General features: G+C 37.1%; 24 protein-coding genes and 1 pseudogene. 20 read left to right on the top strand and 5 right to left on the bottom strand.

Annotated features, from left to right (window positions below):
- The first annotated feature begins 26 nt into the window (after positions 1–26).
- The 13 genes and pseudogenes from CCC20_RS03950 (at position 27) to CCC20_RS03890 (ending at position 13,720) form a co-directional block, all read left to right on the top strand.
- Positions 27–2,060 (top strand): DUF262 domain-containing protein, encoded by a 2,034-nt coding sequence (locus tag CCC20_RS03950; protein ID WP_013852200.1) that lies wholly within the window; start codon positions 27–29, stop codon positions 2,058–2,060.
- Between the two features lie 184 nt (positions 2,061–2,244).
- On the top strand, positions 2,245–3,339 hold the full coding sequence (locus CCC20_RS03945; protein WP_287179284.1) for a nucleotidyltransferase: 1,095 nt from the start codon (positions 2,245–2,247) through the stop codon (positions 3,337–3,339).
- Between the two features lie 85 nt (positions 3,340–3,424).
- Entirely contained in the window at positions 3,425–4,147 is a 723-nt protein-coding gene (locus CCC20_RS03940) for a MerR family transcriptional regulator (protein WP_270619592.1), read from the top strand.
- A gap of 117 nt (positions 4,148–4,264) precedes the next feature.
- On the top strand, positions 4,265–5,104 hold the full coding sequence (locus tag CCC20_RS03935; protein ID WP_270619593.1) for an SDR family oxidoreductase: 840 nt from the start codon (positions 4,265–4,267) through the stop codon (positions 5,102–5,104).
- A gap of 231 nt (positions 5,105–5,335) precedes the next feature.
- The gene (locus tag CCC20_RS03930) at positions 5,336–6,052 is read left to right on the top strand and encodes a YebC/PmpR family DNA-binding transcriptional regulator (protein ID WP_003066231.1); all 717 of its coding nucleotides are present in this window, start codon (positions 5,336–5,338) and stop codon (positions 6,050–6,052) included.
- A 188-nt stretch (positions 6,053–6,240) separates the two neighbouring features.
- A complete protein-coding gene (locus CCC20_RS03925; protein WP_003066229.1) occupies positions 6,241–6,927 on the top strand; it encodes a gamma-glutamyl-gamma-aminobutyrate hydrolase family protein in 687 nt (228 codons plus the stop codon).
- A 93-nt stretch (positions 6,928–7,020) separates the two neighbouring features.
- Positions 7,021–7,274, top strand: a pseudogene (locus tag CCC20_RS03920) (amino acid ABC transporter substrate-binding protein); the annotation flags it as partial.
- Positions 7,271–8,416: an amidohydrolase gene (locus CCC20_RS03915; protein WP_013852196.1), complete on the top strand. Its 1,146-nt coding sequence runs from the start codon at positions 7,271–7,273 to the stop codon at positions 8,414–8,416. The pseudogene CCC20_RS03920 and the gene CCC20_RS03915, both read left to right, overlap by 4 nt.
- A 119-nt stretch (positions 8,417–8,535) precedes the next feature.
- Entirely contained in the window at positions 8,536–9,378 is an 843-nt protein-coding gene (locus tag CCC20_RS03910) for an amino acid ABC transporter substrate-binding protein (protein ID WP_013852195.1), read from the top strand.
- A gap of 113 nt (positions 9,379–9,491) precedes the next feature.
- On the top strand, positions 9,492–10,391 hold the full coding sequence (locus CCC20_RS03905) for a MetQ/NlpA family ABC transporter substrate-binding protein (RefSeq protein ID WP_287179281.1): 900 nt from the start codon (positions 9,492–9,494) through the stop codon (positions 10,389–10,391).
- A gap of 208 nt (positions 10,392–10,599) precedes the next feature.
- On the top strand, positions 10,600–11,982 hold the full coding sequence (locus tag CCC20_RS03900; protein WP_013852185.1) for a M20/M25/M40 family metallo-hydrolase: 1,383 nt from the start codon (positions 10,600–10,602) through the stop codon (positions 11,980–11,982).
- Positions 11,963–13,027, top strand: a complete 1,065-nt coding sequence (locus CCC20_RS03895; RefSeq protein WP_003066218.1) for a methionine ABC transporter ATP-binding protein — start codon at positions 11,963–11,965, stop codon at positions 13,025–13,027. Before CCC20_RS03900 ends, CCC20_RS03895 begins: the two co-directional genes overlap by 20 nt.
- Positions 13,028–13,720 carry a methionine ABC transporter permease gene (locus tag CCC20_RS03890; RefSeq protein WP_003066216.1) on the top strand — a complete coding sequence of 231 codons (693 nt, stop codon included), beginning with the start codon at positions 13,028–13,030 and terminating at the stop codon, positions 13,718–13,720.
- Between the two features lie 30 nt (positions 13,721–13,750).
- Here CCC20_RS03890 and CCC20_RS03885 read toward each other — a convergent pair whose 3' ends face one another.
- Positions 13,751–14,191 (bottom strand): Rrf2 family transcriptional regulator, encoded by a 441-nt coding sequence (locus CCC20_RS03885; protein ID WP_003066214.1) that lies wholly within the window; start codon positions 14,189–14,191, stop codon positions 13,751–13,753.
- Positions 14,192–14,372: 181 nt separating this feature from the next.
- On the opposite strand from CCC20_RS03885, the gene CCC20_RS03880 reads away from it, so the two are divergent.
- Positions 14,373–15,002: an NAD(P)-dependent oxidoreductase gene (locus CCC20_RS03880; RefSeq protein ID WP_003066212.1), complete on the top strand. Its 630-nt coding sequence runs from the start codon at positions 14,373–14,375 to the stop codon at positions 15,000–15,002.
- Between the two features lie 59 nt (positions 15,003–15,061).
- On the opposite strand, the gene brnQ is transcribed toward CCC20_RS03880, so the two are convergent.
- On the bottom strand, positions 15,062–16,435 hold the full coding sequence (gene brnQ, locus CCC20_RS03875) for a branched-chain amino acid transport system II carrier protein (protein ID WP_003066210.1): 1,374 nt from the start codon (positions 16,433–16,435) through the stop codon (positions 15,062–15,064).
- Between the two features lie 335 nt (positions 16,436–16,770).
- Between brnQ and sstT the strand changes: the two genes are divergently transcribed.
- The 5 genes from sstT (at position 16,771) to CCC20_RS03850 (ending at position 22,102) form a co-directional block, all read left to right on the top strand.
- Positions 16,771–17,997, top strand: a complete 1,227-nt coding sequence (gene sstT, locus CCC20_RS03870; RefSeq protein WP_003066208.1) for a serine/threonine transporter SstT — start codon at positions 16,771–16,773, stop codon at positions 17,995–17,997.
- Positions 17,998–18,147: 150 nt separating this feature from the next.
- Positions 18,148–19,002: an SAM hydrolase/SAM-dependent halogenase family protein gene (locus CCC20_RS03865; RefSeq protein WP_013643373.1), complete on the top strand. Its 855-nt coding sequence runs from the start codon at positions 18,148–18,150 to the stop codon at positions 19,000–19,002.
- A complete protein-coding gene (locus tag CCC20_RS03860; RefSeq protein ID WP_003066204.1) occupies positions 18,999–19,547 on the top strand; it encodes an ECF-type riboflavin transporter substrate-binding protein in 549 nt (182 codons plus the stop codon). Before CCC20_RS03865 ends, CCC20_RS03860 begins: the two co-directional genes overlap by 4 nt.
- Positions 19,548–19,602: 55 nt before the next feature.
- The gene (locus CCC20_RS03855; protein WP_003066201.1) at positions 19,603–21,279 is read left to right on the top strand and encodes an ABC transporter ATP-binding protein; all 1,677 of its coding nucleotides are present in this window, start codon (positions 19,603–19,605) and stop codon (positions 21,277–21,279) included.
- The gene (locus CCC20_RS03850) at positions 21,272–22,102 is read left to right on the top strand and encodes an energy-coupling factor transporter transmembrane component T family protein (protein ID WP_003066199.1); all 831 of its coding nucleotides are present in this window, start codon (positions 21,272–21,274) and stop codon (positions 22,100–22,102) included. The genes CCC20_RS03855 and CCC20_RS03850 overlap by 8 nt, the downstream gene beginning before the upstream one ends.
- A 53-nt stretch (positions 22,103–22,155) precedes the next feature.
- On the opposite strand, the gene ktrA is transcribed toward CCC20_RS03850, so the two are convergent.
- From ktrA to rsmG, 3 genes are all read right to left on the bottom strand, one after another.
- Entirely contained in the window at positions 22,156–22,827 is a 672-nt protein-coding gene (gene ktrA / locus CCC20_RS03845; protein ID WP_003066197.1) for a potassium uptake transporter gating subunit KtrA, read from the bottom strand.
- Positions 22,828–22,838: 11 nt separating this feature from the next.
- A complete protein-coding gene (locus CCC20_RS03840) occupies positions 22,839–24,212 on the bottom strand; it encodes a TrkH family potassium uptake protein (RefSeq protein WP_285394848.1) in 1,374 nt (457 codons plus the stop codon).
- 69 nt (positions 24,213–24,281) lie between these two features.
- Positions 24,282–24,995 (bottom strand): 16S rRNA (guanine(527)-N(7))-methyltransferase RsmG, encoded by a 714-nt coding sequence (rsmG, locus tag CCC20_RS03835; protein WP_270619618.1) that lies wholly within the window; start codon positions 24,993–24,995, stop codon positions 24,282–24,284.
- Positions 24,996–25,325: 330 nt separating this feature from the next.
- Here rsmG and CCC20_RS03830 point away from each other — a divergent pair, with 330 nt between their 5' ends.
- Positions 25,326–25,874, top strand: coding sequence for a LemA family protein (locus tag CCC20_RS03830; RefSeq protein ID WP_013852188.1), 549 nt, complete (start codon positions 25,326–25,328; stop codon positions 25,872–25,874).
- Positions 25,875–25,948 lie beyond the last annotated feature (74 nt).

Below are 25,948 nucleotides of genomic sequence, written 5' to 3'. Positions count from 1 at the left end.
CTTAACCTAGGATATGAGGAAAAATAATGCTTGGAAATTTAGAAACTTTAGATGTAATACTTCGCGAAAATTTATTAAGAATTCCTGATTATCAGAGGGGATATTCATGGAAAGATAAAGAGGTACGAGATTTTTGGGAAGATCTAGAGTTAATTGATGAAAATCGTAATCATTATGCAGGAGTCTTAACTTTTGAACGTGTAGACAGTAAGGTTTACGATAACTGGAATAAAGAAAATTGGTTAATAACTGAAAGAAGGATGAATCCTTATTATATAGTTGATGGGCAACAGAGATTAACTACAGCTGTTATATTATTGGTGAGCATTTTAGAAATTGCTAAAGCTTGTTATCCTGAAAAAGAGTTGGATACTAATCGTTCGATTGCATCTATTTATAGTGACTATATAGCACAAGAAAAAGATGGGAATAAAACATATAAGTTCTTGTATGACAATACAAGTGATAGCTTAGGATTTTATATTAAAGAAATTTTGAAAGATGATTTCCCAATAAATTTTAATTATGTGGTAGAGCAAAATGAATATTCAAATAATTTGAAAACTGCCAAGGATTTTTTTACTAACCAGTGTAAAAAATTAAGTTTTGAAGAGTTGGATAGATTATTAAAGAAACTTTTGTATCATCTTGTTTTTAATAAGTATATTATTGATGAAGAGTTAGATATTTTTGTTACATTTGAGACAATGAATAATCGAGGAAAACCTTTATCAAAATTGGAGCTGTTGAAAAATAGGCTAATTTATTTAACAATGCTTTTAAAAACGAATGACTGTGCTAAAGCAAATTTGAGAGAACAAATCAATGAATGTTGGAAAAAATTATATAGATATTTAGGGACTGAAGAACTTAATATTACTAATGGTAGCTTTTTAGGAAATAAGAGGGGTGGAAAAGATTTAGATGATTCTTTTTTGATGCAGCAGATAGATTCTTATAAGCCGATGAGAGAATATATTAGAAAATCTTCAAAAGAAATTAGTAAAGTTGATCTTCTTTTGGAGAATTATTTTACTGCTAAGAATGTGATTGACGGGGTTATCAGCATAAATGATATAAGAAGCTATATTGATGATTTGGGGAATAAGATAACATTGTGGGTTGGACTGAATAATCCATTCCAGTATTCAACAATTAGTTTTGAAGAAGCTAAGTTATTGAATGGAATCAGAATATTACTTAATTCTAAAGACAAAGTTCAAATTTTTGATCTTGTATATCCTGTTGAAATGATTAGTAGAGTAATTTTTTCTTTATATGGAGAAGAGAGTTGTGACGAAAAAGTCAGAAAGGGAATATTACAACAATTTGAATCTGCATTACTAATAAGATTGTTTGTAAGCAATTTAAAATATAAACGTGGTTATGGAAGACTTTCAACATTTATTCAGTTTAGAGATTTCTCTGTGCAATTAATGGATTTTTTTGAAAATGAAGAACTAAACTTTTCGGAATATCTTAATAAATTAAGAATAACTGTCAATAAGTTGAAACAAGCATTTGTTAGCGGTGAATTTTTTGAGAATGCAAAAATTGATTCTTTTTATTTTTATAAAAATAATAAACGAGTCGCTAAATATATTTTATATAATTTAGAAGCTAATTTAATTGAAGAAGCAAAAGATCCTGAGTTTAAAAAAAGGATTAGTGAGCTTTTTTCTCGCTTTGAAACTGATTTTTACAATATTGAGCATATCTATCCTAAAGCTGGTAAAAATACTTACTGGAGTGAACGATTCAGTAGCCTTAATGATAGAGAGAAGGAAAAGAAGAAGCATTCTTTACCTAATTTATTATTAGTTGGTAAAAAAAAGAATGGTTATCTTGCAAATAAATCGTATCCAGAAAAAAGGCAAGAAGGTGAATGCTGCTATGAATTCGGTATATATTCAGAGAGGAAGTTAGCAAAAGATTATGATAATTGGACACCAGAAACAATTCATCAAAGAGCTGAATCTTTAAAAAGATTTATTAATAAACGTTGGTCGATTTCTTTCAATAACAACGATATTTTTGATAAATTTATTGGATTAGATTAGCTATTTTAGTATGTAATTTGATGTATAGCACAAAAAAGTATTTATAATAGGAATTAAAGAAATGTGTTAACTATAGTTATAAATTTCTTTATTACTATCACTTTTTTGAAATGGTAAATAGAATCACATATTTTTTAATTGACTATTATGGAGTGGAGTTTGAGTATAATTAAAGGAGCACAACATGACTGTTACTGGTATCGTTGCTGAATTTAATCCTTTTCATAATGGGCATGAGTATTTGTTGTCACAGGCTGAGGGGGTCAAGATTGTTGCCATGTCGGGAAATTTTGTCCAACGTGGTGAGCCTGCGATTGTGGATAAGTGGACACGCGCGGAAATGGCTCTGCGAAATGGCGCTGATTTGGTGGTTGAATTGCCATTTTTGGTGGCTGTTCAGTCAGCGGATTACTTTGCACAAGGTGCGGTGGATATTTTAGAGCGTTTAGGTGTGGATAAGTTGGCATTTGGCACGGAAGAAAATCTGGATTATCAACACTTTTCACAGATTTATGAGGATAATCAACAGAAAATGGTGGATTACTTGCAAAGTTTGCCAGATAATTTGTCTTATCCACAGAAAACGCAGAAAATGTGGGAGACTTTTGCTGGTGTGAACTTTACTGGAAATACGCCAAATCATATTTTAGGACTTTCTTATGCCAAAGCTTGCGCTGGAAAAGCTATTCAGCTGACTCCAATCATGCGTCAAGGAGCAGGTTATCACTCGCTTGAGACAGAAACACCCTTTGCGTCCGCGACAAATTTGCGTGTCCACAGAAAAGACAAAGCTTTTGTGGATAAATTCATGCCAAATGCGGACCTTTTCCTAGGCGCCTCTCAGGTGACTTGGAATGATTATTTCCCTTTGCTCAAATATCAAATCCTGACAAATGCTGATTTGACGGGATTTTTCCAAGTTAATGAAGAACTAGCCAGCCGTATTCGCTCTGCTATTAGGAGTGTAGCGACTGTGGACGAGTTAGTGGATAAAGTTGCCACGAAACGCTACACAAAAGCGCGTGTGCGCCGTATTTTGGCTTATATTTTGGTGGGAGCTGTAGAAAAGCCCTTGCCAGAAGCTGTTCATGTGCTGGGATTTACGCCAAAAGGGCAGAAACACCTCAAAACGGTGAAAAAATCTGTGGATATCGTGGCTCGAATCGGTGCAAAACCGTGGGATGTGGTAACGCAACAAGCCGACCAAGTTTATGCGCTAGGAAATCCACACATTCAAGAGCAAAACTGGGGAAAAGTTCCAGTGATAATAAATAAGTGAGCGATTACAAGTAAAAAACTTCATTTTTTCTCTTGACCCTAACGTAACGTTATAGCCTATACTTATCATCGAGAGGAGCTAGTACATGAAAACAGTAAAAGAGATGAGTCAGATATCAGGCATTAGCGTGCGAACGTTGCATTATTATGACCAGATTGGTCTTTTAACTCCCTCCTTTATTGGGGAAAATGGCTATCGCTTTTATGATATGGACGCATTTGAACGCTTGCAAGAAATTCTTCTGTTTCGTGAGCTAGAATTTCCTCTTAAAAAAATAAAGGAAATCCTGTCGGACCCAAGCTATGACAAAGAAGAAGCTTTATGCGAGCAGATAAAATGGCTCGAATTGAAAAAAGAGCATTTGGAAAAAGTTATTTGTCATGCCAAGTCCTTGCAGGAAAATGGAGGAAACATGATGACATTTACGGCTTACGACAAGTCAGAGTTGGAAGCTTTTCAAAGAGAAGCTAAAGAACGTTGGGGAACGACGGAAGCTTATCAAGCATTTGAAAAAAATCCACAGACTGATTTTTCGGTCATTACGGAAGAAATGGCAGCGATAATGAGAGACTTTGCAAAGCTAAAAGAGTTTTCTTTTTCTGATAGCAAGGTTCAAAAACAAGTTGAAACTTTACAAAGCTATATTAGTGAGCATTTTTACCCATGTGATATGGAGATTTTGTCAGGTCTGGGGCAAATGTATATTGCGGATAATCGTTTCACAGCTTTTATCGATAAAGCGGCAGGTCAAGGGACAGCTAGTTTTGTCAGCTCTGCCATTGCAGAATATGTTAAAAATAACGGATAATTTATAAGTAGCCCAAGCTTTTAAAAAGCTTGGCTTTTCATTTTCAAACTAAATGTCAGCAGTTTTTGTGAGCTCATGCTAAAATGAAGGTGATTAAAGCTAACGGAGGAAAAAAACATGACGACATTAGCGATTACTGGTGTGACGGGGCATTTGGGTGGTTTTGTCGCCAAGGAATTATCAGAAGCAGGTGTTGCGGCACGTCACTTGGCGCGTTCGCCAGAACGTGCTCCCAAACTGGCAGGGGCAACTGTGAAAAAATGCAGTTATGAGTATTCTGATGAAGCTATCGCGGCTCTTTCAGGGATTAATGTGCTTTTTATGATTTCAGCCAAGGAGAATCCTGAACGTTTGCAACAACACAGGGCTTTTATTGATGCTGCTAAAGCGGCTGGTGTTAAGCATATTGTTTACACTTCGTTTTACAATGCTAGTCCAAGTTCAATCTTTACTTTGGCACGTGACCATGCGGCAACGGAGCAATATATTAAGGAAGAAGGATTGGCATACACTTTTTTGCGTGATAATTTTTATATTGATTTTTTTGTTGATATGGCACGCCAATACGGTGAAATCAAAGGTCCAGCAGGTAATGGAAAAGTTTCTGCTGTTGTGCGTTCGGATGTTGCCGATGTGGCAGTAGAAATTCTTAAAAATCCTGAAAAGTGGGCAAATCAAACCTTAAATATGACAGGACCAGAAGAATTGACATTATCGGAAATGACAGAGCAAATCAGTCATTCTCTTGGAAAAACGGTGACGTACGTTGAAGAAACTGTTGAGGAAGCTTACGACTCTCGCAAAATTTGGCAAGCCGAGCAATGGGAATACGATTCTTGGGTGTCAACTTATACCGCAATCGCTAAAGGGGAACAAGCAGGCTTATCAGATGATATTGAGTGTGTGCTAGGAAAAGCACCAATGTCCTTGGCACAATATTTGCGAGATTTGAGCTGATTTTTAATCATTTATGTGCCGTAAAAAGGCTTCTTTTTCCAAAAAATGTCCATTTAGTCAATTGTATGGAATTTAAACTCCCCATTTTACACAGCCTCGTCAAAGTGCTATAATATTAAGGATTACGAATTTAGCTTTGCTAGTTCAGTAGTTCAATGATTTGGAGATTTACGGTGTCCAAATCAATTAATCATGCTAAAATAAAAATAATCTTTACAAAGGAGACTACCCATGGGACGTAAGTGGGCCAATATTGTTGCCAAAAAAACTGCCAAAGATGGTGCTAACTCTAAAGTTTATGCGAAATTTGGTGTCGAAATCTATGTTGCTGCTAAAGAAGGTGAACCAGATCCAGAATCAAATTCAACTTTGAAATTTGTACTTGAACGTGCAAAACAAGCGCAAGTACCAAAACACGTTATCGATCGCGCAATCGATAAAGCAAAAGGTAATACAGACGAAACTTTCGTTGAAGGTCGTTACGAAGGATTTGGACCAAACGGTTCAATGATTATCGTGGATACTTTGACAAGTAATGTGAACCGTACTGCTGCTAACTTACGTACTGCATTTGGTAAAAACGGTGGTAACATGGGAGCATCTGGTTCTGTATCTTACATGTTCGATAAAAAAGGTGTTATTGTCTTTGATGGTGATGACGTAGATAGCGTTTTTGAACAATTGCTAGAAGCTGATGTTGATGTTGAAGACGTTGAAGCAGAAGATGGTGTTGTTACCGTTTATACAGCCCCAACTGACCTTCACAAAGGTATCGAAGCTTTGCGTGCTAACGGTATTGAAGAATTCAAAGTAACTGAACTTGAAATGATTCCTCAATCAGAAGTGACACTTGAAGGTGAAGACCTTGAAGTCTTTGAAAAACTTGTTGATGTTCTTGAAGATGACGAAGATGTTCAAAAAGTTTACCATAACGTATCAGATTTCTAATATCAGATATCGTTGATAAAATGATGGGATATTCAGCCTTTTTGAGCTGAGTATCCTTTTTATTTTTGGTGATAAGCTAAGGCTATCTTGGTGATAAAAAAAATCTATTGGCAATTAGTGCGAATTTAGGATAGAATAAATTTATCACAGTAAAGCAACCTTAAAACTAACGAAAGTGAGGACATCAAATGAAACAAGTCATTGTTGGGATTACAGGAAATATCAAAGAAATGCCAGCTATGTCAGGAATGTATTTTGATGCGGTTTCTCGTCATTTATCAGATGGTGTTAAGGTAGCTGGAGGGGTTCCAATCATCATTCCTGTGGGAACACCAGACCTTGCTAAAACCTATATCAGTATGATTGATAAATTAGTTTTATCAGGTGGACAAAATGTTACGCCAGAATTTTACGGTGAAGAAAAAGAAGTTGATAGTGACGATTACAGCTTAGAACGTGATGAATTTGAATTTGCTTTGGTGAAAGAAGCCATTCGTCAAAATAAACCGATTTTTGCAGTCTGCCGTGGTATGCAATTGCTTAATGTTGCTTTGGGTGGCACACTTAATCAAAAGGTTGATAATCATTGGCAAGATGATATTTCGGGTACATCTCATAAAGTGGAAATTTTGCCGAATAGTCGCGTTAGCCATTTGGTGAAGTCAGGTTCATGGATTAATTCGTTTCATCATCAAAGTGTCAAAGATTTGGCACCTAATTTGATTGCGACAGCGCGTGATGTTCGTGACGGGACAATCGAAGCTTATGAAAGTAAACATGGTGCTCCAATTTTGGGAATTCAATGGCACCCAGAACTTCTTCTAGAAAAAAGTGAAAGTCGTTTGCTGTTCAATTATTTGGTAAAAACATTATAATATAGATAAAGCTGATGTCAGTCAGTTTTTTTGGTATCCAGATATTTAGGAGAACTGAAAATGGGAAAAGTTTTATTGGAATTGGCAGTTTTATTGATTTTTGATAAAATCTCAGTTGAAACGATTATTAAACAAAAGAATCTGGATTTGACGAGTATTGAGCTGAATACAGATGATAATCCGGATAACTACATCATCTTTTCAAGTGATAGCCAATATCTACAAACAGCTTTTAATAAAGTTGTTTGTAGATGTTGTATAACAATGGGACTCTGGAAAAATTGAGTCAAAAATATTTAGGTGGTAGCTATTTACCAGAAGCATCAGCATTAGAGGTGAACAAATGACAGCAGAACTTTATGAAAAATTAACCAAAATTCGTCGTGATATTCATCAACATCCAGAAGTGTCTGAACGTGAATTTAATACGACAGAATTTCTGAAAAATCATCTTTCCAATCTTGGAATTCGCATTGTTGAAACAGGTTTAAAAACAGGATTTATTGCCGAAATTGGCCAAGGTGAGCCAATTATTGCGCTTCGAGCTGATATTGATGCTCTGCCGATTCGAGAAGCCAATACGTTTGATTACGCAAGTAAAAACGGTGCAATGCATGCGTGTGGACACGATTTTCACCAAACAAGTTTACTGGGAGCAGCTGAATTATTAAAGGCAAAAGAAGCTGAGCTTAAGGGAACCATCCGCTTGATTTTCCAGCCAGCTGAGGAAGTGGGGACCGGTGCTGATGCGGTGATTGAAGCAGGTGGTATTGAAGGAGTGTCTGCAATTATAGGCTACCATAATAACCCTCATCTTAAACCGGGGCAAATTGGCTTGCGTTCTAAAGCAATTATGGCTGCGGTTGAAAAATTTAAGGTTACGGTAACTGGTGTTAGCGGTCATGCTGCGCGTCCAGATTTTGGCATTGATACAATTTTGACCATTACGACCATTGTAAATAATTTGCAGGCGATTATCAGTCGAACGGTTTCGCCATTTGATGCGGCAGTGTTATCGGTGACACATATTGATGCTGGGACGACATGGAATGTTTTGCCGGATTCAGGCTATTTTGAAGGAACGATTCGATCATTTACGCCAGAAAATCGTCAGCATTTGCGTGAGCGATTTACCAAAATTGTGAAAAATACAGCCGAGCAATTTGGCGCACAAGTCACTATCGAGTGGGGAAAAACACCAACGGTGACTTATAACGACGAGACGTTGACCCCGCTTATTTTTGAGCATTCAAAACAGTTTGCGGAAGTTTTAGAAGTTGCTCCATTAACAGGAGGAGAAGACTTTGCGACCTACCAAGAACATATTCCAGGCGTTTTTGCCTTGATTGGCAGCAACGGTGATGACAATGCAGCAGATTTACATCATGATACCTTTACTGTAAAAGATGAAGCCCTACCAACAGCTGTTAATTATTATGTACAAAATGCTCTGTATCTACTAGACTATTACCGTTCTAAAAAGGATTAGCCGTGTGTGATAAGTTTTATTTATCACTGTGATAGATTTTAAGTATTTGTTAAGTGAGCTTGGTGATGTTAAGATGTAAGCATACCTTTGAAAGGGAGTTTCAAAAATAGGAGACAATTATGACATTAATGAAAAAAATCCTTGGTGTAACAGGTGTTGCACTAGCCTCTATAACCTTTTTAGCAGCTTGTTCATCAAGCTCATCTTCATCATCTAGTTCTTCAGGAAAGGAAGAAGTTGTCTTTGCAACAGTTGGAACAACGGCTCCATTTTCATATGAAGAAGACGGTGAATTGACAGGTTATGATATTGAAGTCGCAAAAGCAGTCTTTAAAGATTCAGATAAATACGAAGTAACATTCAAAAAAACAGAGTGGTCTTCAATCTTTACTGGACTTGATTCAGGAAAATATCAAATGGGTGGTAATAACATCAGCTATACTGAAGAACGCTCAGCAAAATACCTCTTCTCATATCCTATCGGTTCAACACCGTCAGTACTTGTCGTGCCAAATGACAGTGATATAACATCTTACGATGATATCGGTGGTCATTCGACACAAGTTGTTCAAGGAACGACAACCGCTGCTCAATTGGAAGAATATAATGAAGAAAATGCAGATAATACTGTTGACATCAATTATACAAATGAAAACATCACTCAAATCTTGACAAATCTAAATGATGGCAAATATGATTTCAAGATTTTTGATGCCCCAACTGTTAATTCTGTCATTAAGAATCAAAGTTTGGATAATTTGAAAACCATTGATTTGGAATCAGAAGAGCAACCATACATCTATTTCATCTTTGGACAAGACCAAGAAGATTTACAAGAATTTGTTAATAAACGTTTGAAAGAATTGCAAGAAGACGGTACATTGACAGAACTTGCTGCAAAATACCTTGGTGGAGATTACATACCTTCTGCCAATGATTTGAAAGTTCCAACATCAGATTAAAAAGTGTTGGTTATAGTTTTAAACTATAAGAAAACCTTGTTAATAACAATTTGAAACCTAGAATCAAATAGGATAAAATAAAAACACTTATTAAAACGAAAGAGGACATATCTATGAAATTGAAAAAATTATTTGGATTAGCTAGTGTAGCTTTGGCGTCAACTGTTTTGTTGGCAGCGTGTGGAGGTTCTTCAGATTCATCATCTTCTGATGATAAAACACTTAAAGTTGGTGTCATGACTTTAGATGATGCAACAGAACCACTTTGGGATAAAGTTGAAGAATTGGCAGAAGAAAAAGGTGTTAAGATTGAACTTGTTGAATTTACAGACTATAATCAACCAAACGAAGCCCTTCAAAATGGCGAAATTGATGTCAATGCTTTTCAACACAAATATTTCTTGAGCAACTGGAATTCTGAAAATGATGGAACTTTGGTAGAAGTTGCTGATACGTTTCTTAGCCCAATTCGTCTCTTCTCAGGAACTGACAGCGACGGCGATGCAAAATACACTGACGTTAGTGATATTCCAGATAAAGGGACTATTTCAATTCCTAATGATGCTTCAAATGAAAGCCGTGCCCTCTACCTTCTTCAATCTGCAGGTTTGATTGAATTAGACGTTTCTGGTGATGAATTGGCTACAATTAAAAACATTTCATCAAATCCGAAAAACTTAGATATTAAAGAAGTTGATGCTGCTCAAACTGCTTCTACATTAACATCAGTTGACGCTGCAGTTATTAACAACTCTTATGCACAATCTGCTGATGTTGACTATGACACAACACTCTACAAAGAAGCTGTTGATGAAAACTCAAATCAATGGATTAACGTTATTGCAGCCCAAAAAGGTTGGAAAAAATCAGACAAAGCTGATGCTATCAAGACTTTAGTTTCTGTTTACCAAACAAACGAAGTCGGAAAAATCATCGAAGAAGCTTCAGATGGTGCTGATATTCCTGCATGGGATGGCGCAACACCATCTTCATCATCTTCTGATGACGATTAATATAGCCTATTGAAAATGAAAAATTAGAGGCTGGGATAACTTCCCAGTCTCTAAAGCATTATTTCATATTTTATGGAGAGTTAATAACTTCTAAATTGCTTCTTTGTCGGGAGTGGATTTTAAAATAATTAGCAATATGGTAGAATAGTAACTTGGAGAGTTTTCAAAACTGTGCTACCGATGTGTTTTGAATTTTGAGAGGTAGAAAATGGTAGTAAGTGATAGTAATCAGTTGCAGAAGTTTGAAAATGATGACGTTGCTCAATATTATTTTGAGATTTTACGTCAGTTAATTGCTAAAAAATCGATTTTTGCACAGCAAATTGGGTTAGCAGAAGTAGCAAATTATTTAGGCGATATTTTCACTGAAGCTGGTGCTGAGGTGACGATTGACGATACCTGTACGGCGCCGTTTGTTTTAGCACGTTTTAAGAGCAATAGACCTGATGCTCAGACGATTATTTTTTACAACCATTATGATACTGTGCCAGCTGATGATGACCAGCCTTGGTCGTCAAATCCTTTTGAATTAACCGTCCGTGATGGCTACATGTATGGACGTGGTGTTGATGACGATAAAGGGCATATTACAGCACGCTTGACAGCCGTTCAGAAGTATCGCCGTGAGTTTGGAGATTTTCCAGTTAACATTATATTTATTATGGAAGGTTCGGAAGAATCAGCTTCTGTGGGTCTTGAAACCTATCTTGAAAAATACGCTGATGAGCTCCGTGGCGCGGATTTATTGGTGTGGGAGCAAGGTATTTCAAATGCCAAAGGTCAGATTGAAATTTCTGGTGGAACAAAAGGTATTGTCACCTTTGATATGATTGTTGATTCTGCTAAGGTTGATATTCATTCGAAATTTGGTGCGGTCATTGAGTCAGCATCATGGTATTTGATTAATGCAATTGCTAGCCTTCGTGATGAAACTGGTCGCATTTTGGTTGACGGGATTTATGACCAAGTCATTGAGCCAAGTGAGCGTGAGTTGTCACTTATACTAGAACATGCCAATCTTGATGCTGATAACCTAAAAACACTATATGGTTTGAATTTGCCGATGTTGACAAGGGATAAGGAAAAGTTAGTTCGAACGCTTTTCTTTGAACCAGCTATCACGATTGAAGGAATTTCAACAGGATATCAAGGGCAAGGTGTCAAAACAATTCTACCAGCTAAAGCTCAGGCTAAAATGGAAGTTCGTTTGGTTCCTGGGCTTGTGCCAAGAGATGTTCTTCAGAAGATTGAACAACATTTGCAACAATATGGCTTTGAGCAGGTGGAGTTGGTTTACACATTGGGTGAAAAGGCTTATCGTAGTGACATGTCTGCCCCAGCTATTCTCAATGTGATTGAGATTGCAAAGGTATTTTCACCAAATGGTGTTTCAGTTTTACCTACGACTGCTGGTACTGGACCAATGCACCAATTCTTTGAAGCATTAGAAGTTCCGATTGCTTCTTTTGGTATTGGCAATCCAGATAGCCGTGACCATGCTGGAGATGAAAATGTTAATTTGGCGGATTATTACACCCACATTGAAATGATTGAGGAGTTGATTAAGAGTTATGACAAAACCGATTATTAATTTAGAACATATTGACATTACGTTTTATCAGAAAAAACGTGAGATAGAAGCAGTAAAAGACGTTTCTATTACGATTGATAAAGGTACAATTTATGGAATTGTTGGTTATTCTGGAGCAGGGAAATCAACCTTAGTCCGTACGATTAACCTATTGCAGGCACCAACTTCTGGGAAAATTACGATTGGTGATGATGTGACATTTGACAATGGTAAGGTGCAGTTAAAAGGCGCAGCTTTACGTCAAAAACGTCAAAAAATTGGAATGATTTTCCAACATTTTAATTTAATGGCACAAAAAACAGCGCGCCAAAATGTGGCTTTTGCGCTTCGTCATTCAAAATTATCAAAAGAGGAAAAAGATAAGAAAGTTGCTGATTTGCTTGAATTAGTAGACTTGTCAGATCGTGCTGAAAATTATCCTGCTCAATTATCAGGTGGGCAAAAACAGCGCGTTGCGATTGCGCGTGCTCTTGCAAATGACCCAGAAATCTTGATTTCTGATGAATCAACATCTGCCCTTGACCCTAAAACGACAAAACAAATTTTAGCTTTACTGAAAGATTTGAATCAAAAGCTTGGTTTGACTGTGGTTATGATTACGCACGAAATGCAAATTGTTAAAGATATCTGTCACCGTGTTGCTGTTATGCAAAATGGGCACTTGATTGAAGAAGGTTCTGTATTGGACATTTTCTCAAATCCAAAAGAACCATTGACGCAAGAATTTATCAAAACAGCTACTGGTATTGATGAAGCTTTGGTTAAAATTGAAAAGCAAGCTCTTGTGCAACATTTGCCAAAAGACGATTTGCTTGTTCAATTGAAATACGCAGGAACATCAACAGACGAGCCTATTTTAAATCAGATTTACAAACAATTTGAAGTAACAGCGAATATCCTTTATGGAAATATTGAAATTCTAGACGATACACCAGTTGGTGAAATGATTGTTGTACTATCTGGTGAAGCCGATGCGCTTGCTGCTGCCCAAACAGCTATTCTTGAAGCTGGAATTGAATTAACTGTATTGAAACGAGGTGCCTAAATGATTGAATGGATTGAGACAAATTTACCAAATGTTTACCGCATTGGTTGGGAAGGAACGAATTCTTGGTCAGATGCCTTTTCAGCAACGCTTTATATGACTGGCTGGTCATTTGTGATTGGTGGCATTTTAGGACTTTTAATGGGATTATTTTTAGTTCTAACTGGACCAAATGGTGTGCTTAGCAATCGTATTGGGTTTAAAATTTTAGATATTTTCACGTCAATTGTTCGTGCCATTCCTTTCATCATTTTGTTGGCTATTTTGAAAGGTTTCACCTATGCTATCGTTGGAACCAACCTAGGTCGAACAGCGGCGCTAATTCCGCTATCAGCAGCGACATTTGCCTTCTATGCTCGTCAGGTTCAAGTTGTCTTTTCAGAAATGGATAGAGGTGTTATTGAAGCCGCACAAGCTTCAGGAGCTACCCTTTGGGATATTATTAAAATTTACCTTAGCGAAGGTTTGCCAGAACTTATCCGTGTCTCAACAGTAACGCTCATCTCACTTATCGGTGAAACAGCTATGGCGGGTGCGATTGGAGCAGGTGGTCTTGGTTATATTGCCATTTACTACGGTTATAACCGCTCAGCAACAGATGTCACTATCGTTGCAACAATCTGTATCCTTATCCTAGTCTTTATTATCCAATTTATCGGAGACTTCCTCACTAAAAAACTAAGTCATAAATAGAAAAAAGCACTTCTGTGAAAACAGAAGTGCTTAATGATTGTTTTGTGCTATTTTATTGTCCATGTCTGTAATGAGACTAGCAAGAGTGATATTCTCGAGAGAAGCTTTAAAATTTTCTTGAACCTCATCAATACGTGGTTGTAAAACGGAGTTCACCACGCGACCAACTGGGCAATTGGGGTTGGTATCATCATTAGCTTTAAAAATAGGCTTGTTTTTATCTTCGACTGCTTGAAAAATATCCCAAAAAGTGAGTTCTTGAGGTGCTTTTGTCAAATGCGCTCCGCCAACACCAGCTTCTACCTTTACGAGTTCAGCTTTTTGTAATTTCCCCAATAAATTTCGGACAATCACAGGATTGGTCTGGATACTGTTAGCGAGAAAGGTAGATGTCACTTTTTCTTTATTTTCAAAATGATAAATAGCTAATAGGATATGGACAGAAGTCGCTAATCGTGCAGAGTAAGGCATTTTTTCTCCTTGTACTAATCTAATTTGTTAAGAGTATTATAGCATATTTTTGTTGTAATTAAAAAACTTACAACTTTTTAGTTGTAACTATTGACATTACATCTGAAGAAGAATATACTATAGATATAGTTGTAATTGAATATATTACAACGAAAATTATTTATATTTTGGAGGAATCATTATGAAAATTGCAGTAGTTGCCGCAAATGGTAAAGCAGGTCAATTAATCGTTGAAGAAGCGCTTAATCGCGGACATGATGTCACAGCAGTTGTTCGTAGTTCTAATAAATCAAAAGCTCAGAAAGTTATTGAAAAAGACTTATTTGACTTAACAAAAGAAGATCTGGCTGGCTTTGATGTGGTTGTGGATGCTTTTGGGGCTTGGACAGAAGACCAACTTCATCTTCACAGCGATTCACAAAAGCATTTAGCAGATTTGTTGTCAGGAACAGATACACGCTTGATGATTGTTGGTGGTGCAGGAAGTCTTTATGTCAATCCTGAACATACCGTGCAATTGGTTGACACACCAGAATTTCCTGCTGTTTTCAAACCATTGGCTAATGCGCAACGTCAATCATTGGCAGAAATTCGTGAACGCAATGATGTCAAATGGACATTTGTTAGCCCAGCAGCAGATTTTCAAGCTGACGGTAACCGTATAGGGCAATATATTCTTGCTGGTGAAGAATTAACTACAAACGATAAGGGTGAAAGTATTATCAGCTATGCAGACTATGCTATTGGCTTTGTTGATGAAATTGAAAATAGCAAACACATCCAAGAACGCATTAGTTTGCTTGGAAAATAAGATAACAAAACACACCAAACTCATTTGAGTTTAGTGTGTTTTGTTAGTAATCATATTATCTATGCTTTTTTGACTTTTGTGATAAATATGCTAAGAATGAAGCCGACGAGGGCAAAGCTAATCCACCCCATTGAGAATTGTCCGAATGGAACAATTGTTGTGAAGAATTCAACGAAGCTCGTTGGAAGTGTGAATAAGCCAGTCATTGTAGATAATGTTGAAAAGGCATCATATAGTGCTGGAATAACAGTGAAACCAATGGTTAAGCGATAAACAATTGGACTATTATTGAAGAATTTATCAAGGAGTACCAAAAGAACAATCACGACTGTAAGTGGGTAGAGAAGGTAAAGAACTGGCAATGACCATTTAATCAACTCAGAAAGACCACCAAAGTAGAAGAATAAAGCAATCAAGGTAAAGATACTTGCCCAAGCAACGTGAGACAATTTTGGTTGTAGTTTGTGGAAATATTCTGCGCAGGCTGTGATTAGCCCTGTTGCTGTCGTTAAGCAAGCAAGGAAAATTGCTGCCGCAAGAACTGCTCGTCCAGTGTTTCCAAGATAGAAATAAGCTGCTTGTCCTAAAACGTTTCCACCATCAATAGCAGCGCCATTAAATGTAAATTGTCCGTTAGTAAGTGTAAATAAGCTTTGTGATGTTGCACCGATACGAGACACAAAAATGTAAATAAGCGCAAGCAATATGGTTGCAATGATACCAGATTTGAAGGTCAAAAGAGCGACTTCTGACTGATTTTTGGCACCGTGTTGTTTACTAGCATTGATAACGATAATGGCAAAAGCAAGGGAGGCAAGGGCGTCCATTGTACCATATCCTTGAATGAGCCCCGCAACAAAAGGGACGTCTTTAAAGGCATTACTAATATCGTTAGCGGCGTTATAAGCAGTACCAATGTCACCAGCTGGTTTGACAAAGGAAGCAATCACCAAGATTGCAAGAATGATAAGAAGCGCAGGTGTCAAATATTTCCCAATACGATCAGCAATCTTGCTTGGTTTAATGGCTAAAATGTACGAAAGACCAAAAAAGAGCAAACCGTAAGCAATTTTTACACCAATGCTATCACCTAAAATTGGTTGAATCCCAATCGAGAATGAAGTAGCACCTGTCCTTGGAATCGCAAAGAAAGGTCCAATTGACAAATAGAGGGCAATCGAAAATAACAAGGCATAGTGGCGTGAAACAGGGCGTGCAAAATCCTCGACGTCGCTAGCACCAGAATAAGCAACAGCAACGACTCCAAGCAATGGCAAAGTGACGCCTGTCAAGCAGAAACCAAGAATAGCCAAGGTTAAGTTACTTCCAGAATAAATGCCTAAAAAGGCAGGGTAAATAAGGTTACCCGCTCCAAAAAATAGAGCAAATAACATGAAACCGATAATGACATAAATATTTTTAAATGGTTTCATATGTCCTCCTAATAATGAAAAATGCTTACAATTACTTTTTAATTGAGTAAAATTGTATGACAAATATTATAGCGAACCGACAAGCTGTCGTCAATAGAAGAAAAGTTCAAAAATGATAAACAAATGCTCATAAAAAGCTGGCAATCCGTGTCCTAAAGCCGCAAAATACGGTAAATAATGACAAAAGAGGTATCATCAAAAAATTTAAATTGTGAAAATATTTGGGAAATAGTGTATTTAAGTGCTGTTATTTAACAAATCTTGTGAGAAGGATGTTTGACGAAGTAGCGGTTTTGTATTATTATAAAAAAGTTATTACTATATGAGGAGTTACTATGAGACATTTTATTGGGGTTTGGAATAGAACTAGCCTAATCAAACGTATCATTATGGGAGTGATCCTTGGTTTAATTCTGGGAGTATCCTTTCCAAAATTATCAGGAATCGGCATTTTGGGAGATTTATTTGTAGGTGGTCTTAAAGCTGTGGCACCATTACTGGTTTTTGTTTTGGTTGCCAATGCTTTATCACAACATGAAGCAGGACAAAAGACTAATATGTCAACAGTTGTCGGCCTTTACCTTATTGGAACATTGGCTGCAGCGCTAGTAGCAATATTAGTTAACTACATTTTCCCGTTAAAATTGACATTAGCCAATGTAGCAGAATCGGATTTATCAGCACCAGAAGGGGTAGCAGAAGTTTTCAAAGACCTCTTACTCAAAGTTGTGGATAACCCTGTCAATGCTATTGCATCTGCTAACTATATTGGAGTGCTGGCCTGGGCAGTTGTCTTTGGGCTTGCGATGCGCAATGCTAGCCAACAAACTAAAGACTTACTACAAACTATGGCAGAAGTAACGTCGCAGGTTGTGCGTTGGATTATTAATTTAGCGCCATTTGGTATTTTAGGTTTGGTCTTTAACACTATTTCTGATAATGGAATCGGAATTTTAGCTAATTATGGTTTCTTGATTGTAACTCTAGTTGGAACAATGTTTTTTGTGGCTCTGGTGGTTAATCCATTAATTGCGTTTGTGATGATCCGTCAAAATCCCTACCCACTTGTTTTTCGTTGTTTGAAAGAATCTGGTTTGACAGCCTTCTTTACGCGTAGTTCAGCGGCAAATATCCCTGTCAATATGAAACTCTGTGAAGATTTAGGCTTGAATAAAGACACTTATTCAGTATCTATTCCTCTTGGAGCAACAATCAATATGGCTGGTGCAGCGATTACGATTAACGTCTTAACACTCGCTGCGGTTAACACCCTCGGAATTAGTGTTGATTTTCCAACTGCTTTCTTATTGAGTGTGATTTCAGCAGTATCTGCTTGTGGTGCTTCTGGTGTGGCAGGTGGTTCTCTCCTATTGATTCCAGTTGCGTGTAGTTTATTTGGCATTTCAAACGATATTGCTATGCAAGTTGTTGGTGTTGGGTTTATTGTTGGTGTTGTTCAAGATTCTTGTGAAACAGCGCTTAACTCATCAACGGACGTTCTTTTTACAGCAGTAGCTGAAAAATCCGTCTGGGGTAAAAACAAAAAAGCAAAACATAACTAATCACCGTAGCTGGGCAAATTGCTCAGCTATTTTTTATATTAAAACCCTTGCTATAACCTGTATTTATAACTGGTTCAAGAAATAAGCTTCTTTAAAATATACCTTATTTATGGTAAAATAAAACAACATCAAAAAGGAGGAAATATCATTTTGAGCAATCATTTACTTGTTTTACAATCGGATTTTGGTTTGGTTGACGGGGCAGTTGCTGCCATGGTTGGAGTTGCCTTGCAGGAAGAGCCAACTTTAAAAATTCATAATTTAACTCATGATATTACTCCTTATAATATCTTTGAGGCCTCTTATCGCCTTTTTCAAACGGTGGAATATTGGCCAGAAGGAACCACTTTTGTTTCAGTGGTTGATCCAGGAGTTGGTTCAAAGCGAAAAAGTGTTGTTGCTTTAACAGAGAACAACCAGTTTATCGTGACACCTGATAATGGCACTTTAACCTATATCAAAACACATGTTGGTATCAAGGCAGTCCGAGAAATTTCAGAGGTTAAAAATAGACGCAAGAATACAGAGTATTCTTATACATTCCACGGACGTGATGTTTATGCTTATACAGGAGCAAAACTAGCTAGCGGTCATATTTCATTTGAAGAAGTGGGACCAGAATTACCTGTTGAAGCTGTTTTGGAATTGCCTGTCGTTGAGACAGAAATTCTGGAGAATGCTGTGCGTGGGGCAGTCGATATTTTAGATGTTCGTTTTGGGTCATTGTGGACATCAATTAAACGTGAAGAGTTTTATACGTTATCGCCTGAATTTGGTGACCGTTTTGAAGTGACCATTTTTAATAACGATATGTTGGTTTACCAAAATCAAGTGACTTACGGAAAATCATTTGCAGATGTGCGAATTGGTCAGCCGATTATCTATATTAACTCACTTTATCGTGTTGGACTTGCTATCAACCAAGGGTCATTTGCCAAGGCTTATAATGTTGGGGTCGGATCTAATTGGCGCATTGAGATTAAAAAATTAGGAGTATCATTATGAAAAATAATTCGATAAAAACCGTTGTTGCGACAGGAATTGGCGCAGCCTTGTTCATTATCGTTGGAACTTTGATTAACATTCCAACACCTATCCCAAATACCAATATTCAATTACAATATGCCGTAATTGCTCTTTTTGCTGTGATTTATGGTCCGACGGTTGGTTTCTTTTCTGGTTTTATTGGACATGCCCTGAAAGATGCCCTTCAATATGGTTCACCTTGGTGGACATGGGTGCTTGTTAGTGGCTTGATTGGTTTGGCTATTGGCTTATTAGCTAAGAAAATCAATATTGAAAAAAGTCCTTTGACAGTAAAAGATTATGTTTGGTTTAATGCTGTACAGATTATTGCTAATGTTGTTGGTTGGGCTTTGATTGCCCCTTATGGTGATATTTTGATTTACAGCGAACCAGCAAGCAAAGTTTTTGCTCAAGGTATTTTATCAGCAGCTATCAACAGTTTGACAATCGCTATTGGTGGTTCCCTCTTGCTTGCAGTATATTCTAAAACACGCACGCAATCAGGTAGCCTAACCAAAGATTAATACATAAGTAGAAGCAGGGGTTCCCTGCTCCTAATCATTTTTTAGGAGAATAGTCATGAAGCCCTTTATTCAATTTAAGGATTTCACTTTTAAATATGATATTCAAGCAGAACCAACGTTAGAATCTCTTAATTTAACGATTGAAAAAGGACAAAAGGTACTCATCATAGGTCCATCAGGTTCTGGAAAATCAACAATTGGTCACTGTCTTAATGGGATTATCCCTAATATTTACCATGGGGAGAAATCTGGGCAGTTTACTATTGATGGTAAAGAAGCATTTGGCTTGTCTATTTACGACAAGTCTCATTTGGTTTCTACGGTTTTACAAGACCCAGATGGTCAATTCATTGGATTAACTGTGGCAGAGGACTTGGCTTTTGCGCTTGAAAATGACTGTGTTTCTTTGGAAGAAATGCAAGAAAAAGTTGCTCATTGGGCAAAAAGGCTTGATTTAACAGAGTTTTTAGACAATCGTCCGCAAGATTTGTCAGGTGGACAAAAACAACGTGTTAGTTTAGCGGGGGTTCTGATTGATGAGAGTCCGATTTTACTTTTTGACGAGCCCCTTGCCAATCTAGACCCAAAATCAGGTCAAGAAATGATTGATTTGATTGACCATATTCATCATGAAGAAAAGGCGACGACGATTATCATTGAACATCGTTTGGAAGATGTGCTCTATCGTCATGTGGATAAAGTCGTTTTGGTGAATGATGGTCAGATTTTATTTGATGGTCATCCAGATGAGCTATTACGGACAGAGCTTTTGATTCAAAATGGCATTCGTGAGCCACTTTACGTAACGGCTTTAAAAGATTTGGGTGTTGATGTGACATCAATGGAACATCTGTCAGATCTAAGTCAAGTTGATTTGACAAATATTACTGTAATGGCGCCTAGTTCAATTCAAGAAGAAGTACCGCAGGATAAGCTTTTAACGGTTGAGCAGCTACATTTTGCTTATCAAGAGAATCGTTCTATTTTGAAAAATATCAATTTTGAGATTAATCAAGGTGAACGGATTGCCATTGTGGGAAAAAATGGTGCTGGCAAGTCAACTTTGGCAAAAGCTATCTGCCAATTTATCACGCCAGAAGGTGATATTCGTTATAGAGGACAATCGATTATGATGGAGTCTATCAAAGAGCGTGCCGAAAAAATCGGTTATGTTCTTCAAAATCCAAATCAGATGATTAGTCAGACGATGATTTTTGATGAGGTGGCGCTTGGACTTCGTTTGCGTGGAGTAGCTGAGCAAGACGTTGAAAAACGCGTGTTGGAAACGTTAAAAGTTTGTGGTTTATATGAATTCCGAAAATGGCCTATTTCTGCGCTGTCTTTTGGTCAGAAAAAACGAGTGACAATTGCTTCGGTTCTGGTAATGAATCCTGAAATCATTCTTTTAGATGAACCGACAGCAGGTCAAGATAAGCGAAATTATACTGAAATCATGAATTTCCTTAATCAGCTCAATAAAGCAGGGCATACCATTATCATGATAACCCATGATATGCAGTTGATGTTGGAGTATTCTGACCGCAGTATTGTAGTGAGCAATGGTGAAATCATTGCGGATTGTTCGCCAGTGGCATTATTCAATCAAAATACTATCCTAGAAAAAGCTAACTTGAAAAAGACTAGCTTGTTTGAATTAGCAGAAAAATTAGCAGTTGACCCAATTGCCTTGACGCATTATTACATTGAAAAAGAGGGAGGTATTCATGGCTAGTCATCTTATTGGTTATCAGAGTGGTCGTGGTTTCCTTTATCAATTGTCAGGTGCCAGCAAATTAATTTTCTTTGTTTTGGTATCGGTTGCTTGTATGACAACCTATGATACGCGTTTGATAGCAGCAATTGGTATTGCTTCCCTTGTTTTGTTTAAAATAGCAGGCATTCGTTGGCAGCAAGTTTCTTTTGTCGTCAAATTTATTGGCTTTTTTGCTTTTTTAAATGTGGTCATGGTGTATTTGTTTGCGCCGAATTATGGCGAAACAATTTATGGAACTAAGACCATTTTGCTACAAGGCTATGGGCGATTTTATCTTACCAGTCAAGAATTATTTTATCTGTTTAACCTTGCTTTGAAATATTTTTGCACGGTTCCGTTGGCTGTCTTATTTCTTATGACAACGCAGCCAAGTCAATTTGCTTCAAGTCTGAATCAAATCGGTGTGTCTTACAAGGTCGCCTATGCAGTTAGTCTGACCCTACGCTATATTCCTAACGTGCAAGAAGAATTTTACATGATTCGAATGTCACAAGAAGCGCGTGGACTGGAACTATCACAAAAAGAAAAACTAATGAAACGTATCAAAGGAAACCTCCAAATTGTCATTCCCTTGATTTTCAGCTCACTTGAGCGAATTGATACGGTGTCAACAGCCATGGAGCTACGTCGTTTTGGAAAAAATAAAAAGCGTACTTGGTACACTTATCAAAAATTCACAACAGCGGATTTGTTGACTATTGTGGTTGCTATTTTACTAGTCATTATTAGTTTGTGGCTTTTCCATCTTAACCAAGGACGTTTTTACAATCCTTGGCATTAAAAAAACGTATAACCCAGAACAATTAGCTGTTCAACGGTTTATACGTTTTTTTCTTATTTCAAATAACCAAGATAATCAAATTTTTCAAACGTATTGTCATTTGCAATGGCAACGACTTCAGTATTGGCTTCAAAAGCTTGGTTGGGATTGATAGGGGTATCAAGACTTGACGTTGATTTTTTACGAATACCGATTAAATTAAGATCGTATTTGTGTCGAAGGTCCAGCTGAACTAGACTTTTTCCAACCCAAGAATCAGGAATAGAAAATTCAATCATAGCAATATTATCCTCGATGTGAATAATATTTTTAATATGGTGTCGAAGCATATTTGAAGCAACTCTTTTTCCAGAGTCGCGTTCTGGTGTGATAACTTTAGTCGCCCCAATGCCGTAAAGCACTTCTTCATAAGTTGCATTTTTGGCTTTGGCCAGAATAGTTTTTACCCCTAATTTTTTACAGTGCATAATGGCAAGAACTGAAGATTCCAGGGTGTTTCCAGTTGCAATTACGACAACATCACATTGCGCAATGCCGACGGCTTTTAAAAATTCAATATCTGTCATATCACCAACAGCTGCCTTAGTTGCCATATCAGCCACATTTTGAACGAGATTTTCATATCTATCTAAAGCAATGACCTCTTGCTCGAATTTATTTAATTCTTCAACAACAGTACGTCCAAAAATTCCTAATCCAAGAACTCCAAAAATCTTTTTTGTCATAATAATTTCCTCTAACCAACATTAATATTTGTTTGTGCGTAGCGAATATCTTTTTCCTTCTTTTGCAAAAGACTAAGTAGTACAGTAATCGGTCCAACACGTCCGATAAACATAAGTGTCATGATGACAAATCGCCCTGCTTGCGATAATTTAGGCGTTAAATCCATGGAAACTCCGACCGTAGCAATCGCAGAAATGGCTTCAAACAGCAGAGCTAATGGGTCATGAAGTGGTTCGAATTCCAAAAGTAACAGATAGCCGATAGTTAAAATAGTAAAGAAAAAGATTAACACGGTAAGTGTTTGTTTTATAGCTTTATTGGCAATAACACGGTGGCGGAAAGTGACCTCATTTTGCCCTGCAAGTTCGGATTTGAAAAGCAAGAAGGCAATTGCAACTGTTGTCACTTTAACACCGCCAGCCGTACCACCAGGAGCACCACCGATAATCATTTGAATCATATAAAGAACATTCGTTGCTGAATGCGTATCAAGATAAGAAATCGTTGCAAATCCAGCCGTCCGCATGGTTACTGATTGGAAAAAGCAGACCATGATCTGTTGAAAAAAGGTGTAGTGCCCAATTGTCTTAGCATTTTTAAATTCAATTAGCCACGTCAATGCTGTTCCAAGCAGTAAAAGTATTCCCGTTGTAGCAAGCACTAAACGTGTCTGATTGCTTAATGAGCGAGAAAATGCAGAGAAGCGATAAGGTTTGTCTTTGATAAAGTGTTTGATAGCTTTTTTTAAATCCATCCAAACAGCAAACCCGATCCCGCCAGATATGATTGCAGTGGTAACCGCCAGATTAACCAAGGGCTTTAGAGCGAATTGTTTAAGGCTGGCATCGCCAAAATTATCAAACCCAGCATTACAAAAGGCAGAGACAGCAAGAAAAATGGCATTAAAAATACCGTGCCCCAAGCCAAAACGTGGAATAAAATCAAAGAGCAATACAATAGCAACCAAGGACTCAATAATAAAAGTGATTTTGTAAGCATTAAAAAGGTAATGCCTAAGGTCATTGTTATTGTCATAGCTAAGCGCTGATTGCAGCAAACTCTGCTCTGATAAATTCATGCGACGACGTAAAAGGTAGGTACTGATTGCAATTAAAGTAACCAATCCTAGACCACCAATTTGCATGAGACACATTGCAATCACTTGACCGAGTCCATTATAAACACTTGCGACAGGAACGACTGATAATCCCGTCACACAAACCATTGAAACCACATTGAACAAGTGGTCAAGGTAAGTAGTGCTAGGAGCATCGGCATAGTGAACTATCGGGAGTGAGAGTAACAAACTCCCAAAAAAAATGACGATGACAAAACTAAACGTTAACCGTCGCGTACTTGTTAAAGATTTAAAAATGCTATTCAAAGAGTATTCCTCCTAAACTCCAAAACGGTTTTCAAAGCCTTCTAAAAGAGCCTTACGGCTCATAATATATTAAAGAGGTTTTTTATTTGGCATCCCAGCCTTACGTGGGTATTTATTTGGTGTTTCTTTTTTCTTTTCAAGAATTGTGATTTGGCGACTATCGCCATTTGGCAATTCATAATGATAATTGTCTATGAGTTTTGAAAAAAGAATTGTCATGGCATTTTTGGCATCTGCCAATTCTTCTTCGGCAGCAGAAGCTTTAAGAGCAATTAAGTGCCCACCAACTTTTAAAAATGGGATTGTCAATTCGGTCAATACTTGGAGACGAGCAACAGCTCGTGCTGTTACAATATCATAGCTTGCGCGGAAATGCTTATCTTGACCAAAATCTTCAGCACGTCCATGGTAAAAATGAACGCCCTCTAAGCCAAGTTCATCTGCCAATAAATTAAGAAAATTAATACGCTTATTTAGCGAATCAATGATAGTAACATCAATATCAGGGCATAAAATCTTGATAGGAATACTTGGAAAACCAGCTCCAGCTCCAATATCTAGCAAATGAATCGCTTGATTTGTTATTTTTCCTTGAAGAACGGGAGCAATAGAATCATAAAAATGTTTCAAATAAACCCCCTCTTTATCCGTAATAGCCGTCAAATTAATCTTTTGATTCCATTCAACCAAAAGCTCAAAATAACGTTCAAATTGCTTTTTTTGTGTATCTGTCAACTCAAAACCTTGTTGACTAAGTTTCTTATAAAATTCTTCAGGTGTCATGATTATCAGTAAAGAAAGCATTAGCAGCCTGCAAAACACAAACCACCACAACTTTCTTTAATATCCTTTCAATTCCAATATATGTCATCTTATTTTACCATAAAATCCCATCCAATAACATTCTTAGAAATAGTTATAACATCCGAAAAACTAATTTTCCCCCAGCTTCTTATGTAATCACTTTAAGAATTAAAAGAAAACTGATATAATAAGCCTAGAAAGTATATTTTTATCTATTTATTTTAGTAGTTTATCAAAAGCTTTTGTGTAGCGGTAGGTTACAAAAAGCAACTGATTTTGGAAGGGTATGTCATACCCAAGGAGGAATTTATGATTTTTGTTATTATCGCTATTATTGTTTTAGTAGTTTGGATTATTGCTGTCTATAATGGTCTTGTTAAAAGTCGTATGCAAACTAAGGAATCTTGGAGTCAAATTGATGTGCAACTCAAACGTCGTAATGACCTCATTCCAAATCTGATTGAGACTGTAAAAGGCTACGCAGCTTATGAAGAAAAAACATTTGCTAAGATTACAGAATTGCGCAGTCAAGTTGCTCAAGCAGAAACACCAGCAGAAGCAATGCACGCGTCAAATGCTCTTACCAAACAACTCTCAAGCTTGATTGCTGTTGCTGAAAATTATCCTGAACTTAAAGCTAATAACAGCTTTATCAAGTTGCAAGATGAATTGACAAATACAGAAAACAAAATTTCTTATTCACGTCAGTTGTTCAATACAACAACAGCAAATTATAATGTTAAATTAGAAACTTTCCCAAGTAATATCATCGCAGGTATGTTTGGCTTTAAACCAAGCCAATTCTTGGAAACACCTGAAGATGAAAAAGAAACACCAAAAGTATCATTTGACTTCTAAAAAATGGTGTTTTGAGAAGTTGTTTTAAAGCAACCTTTAATAAAGAAAGGAATAAAATGGAAGGTCTCTTGAAA

The sequence above is a fragment of the Streptococcus sp. LMAG:39 genome, assembly GCF_008680485.1.
Taxonomy (GTDB): domain Bacteria; phylum Bacillota; class Bacilli; order Lactobacillales; family Streptococcaceae; genus Streptococcus; species Streptococcus pasteurianus.
Note: the sequence above shows the minus strand (reverse complement) of the source record. Positions and strands in the feature narration are given on the sequence as shown.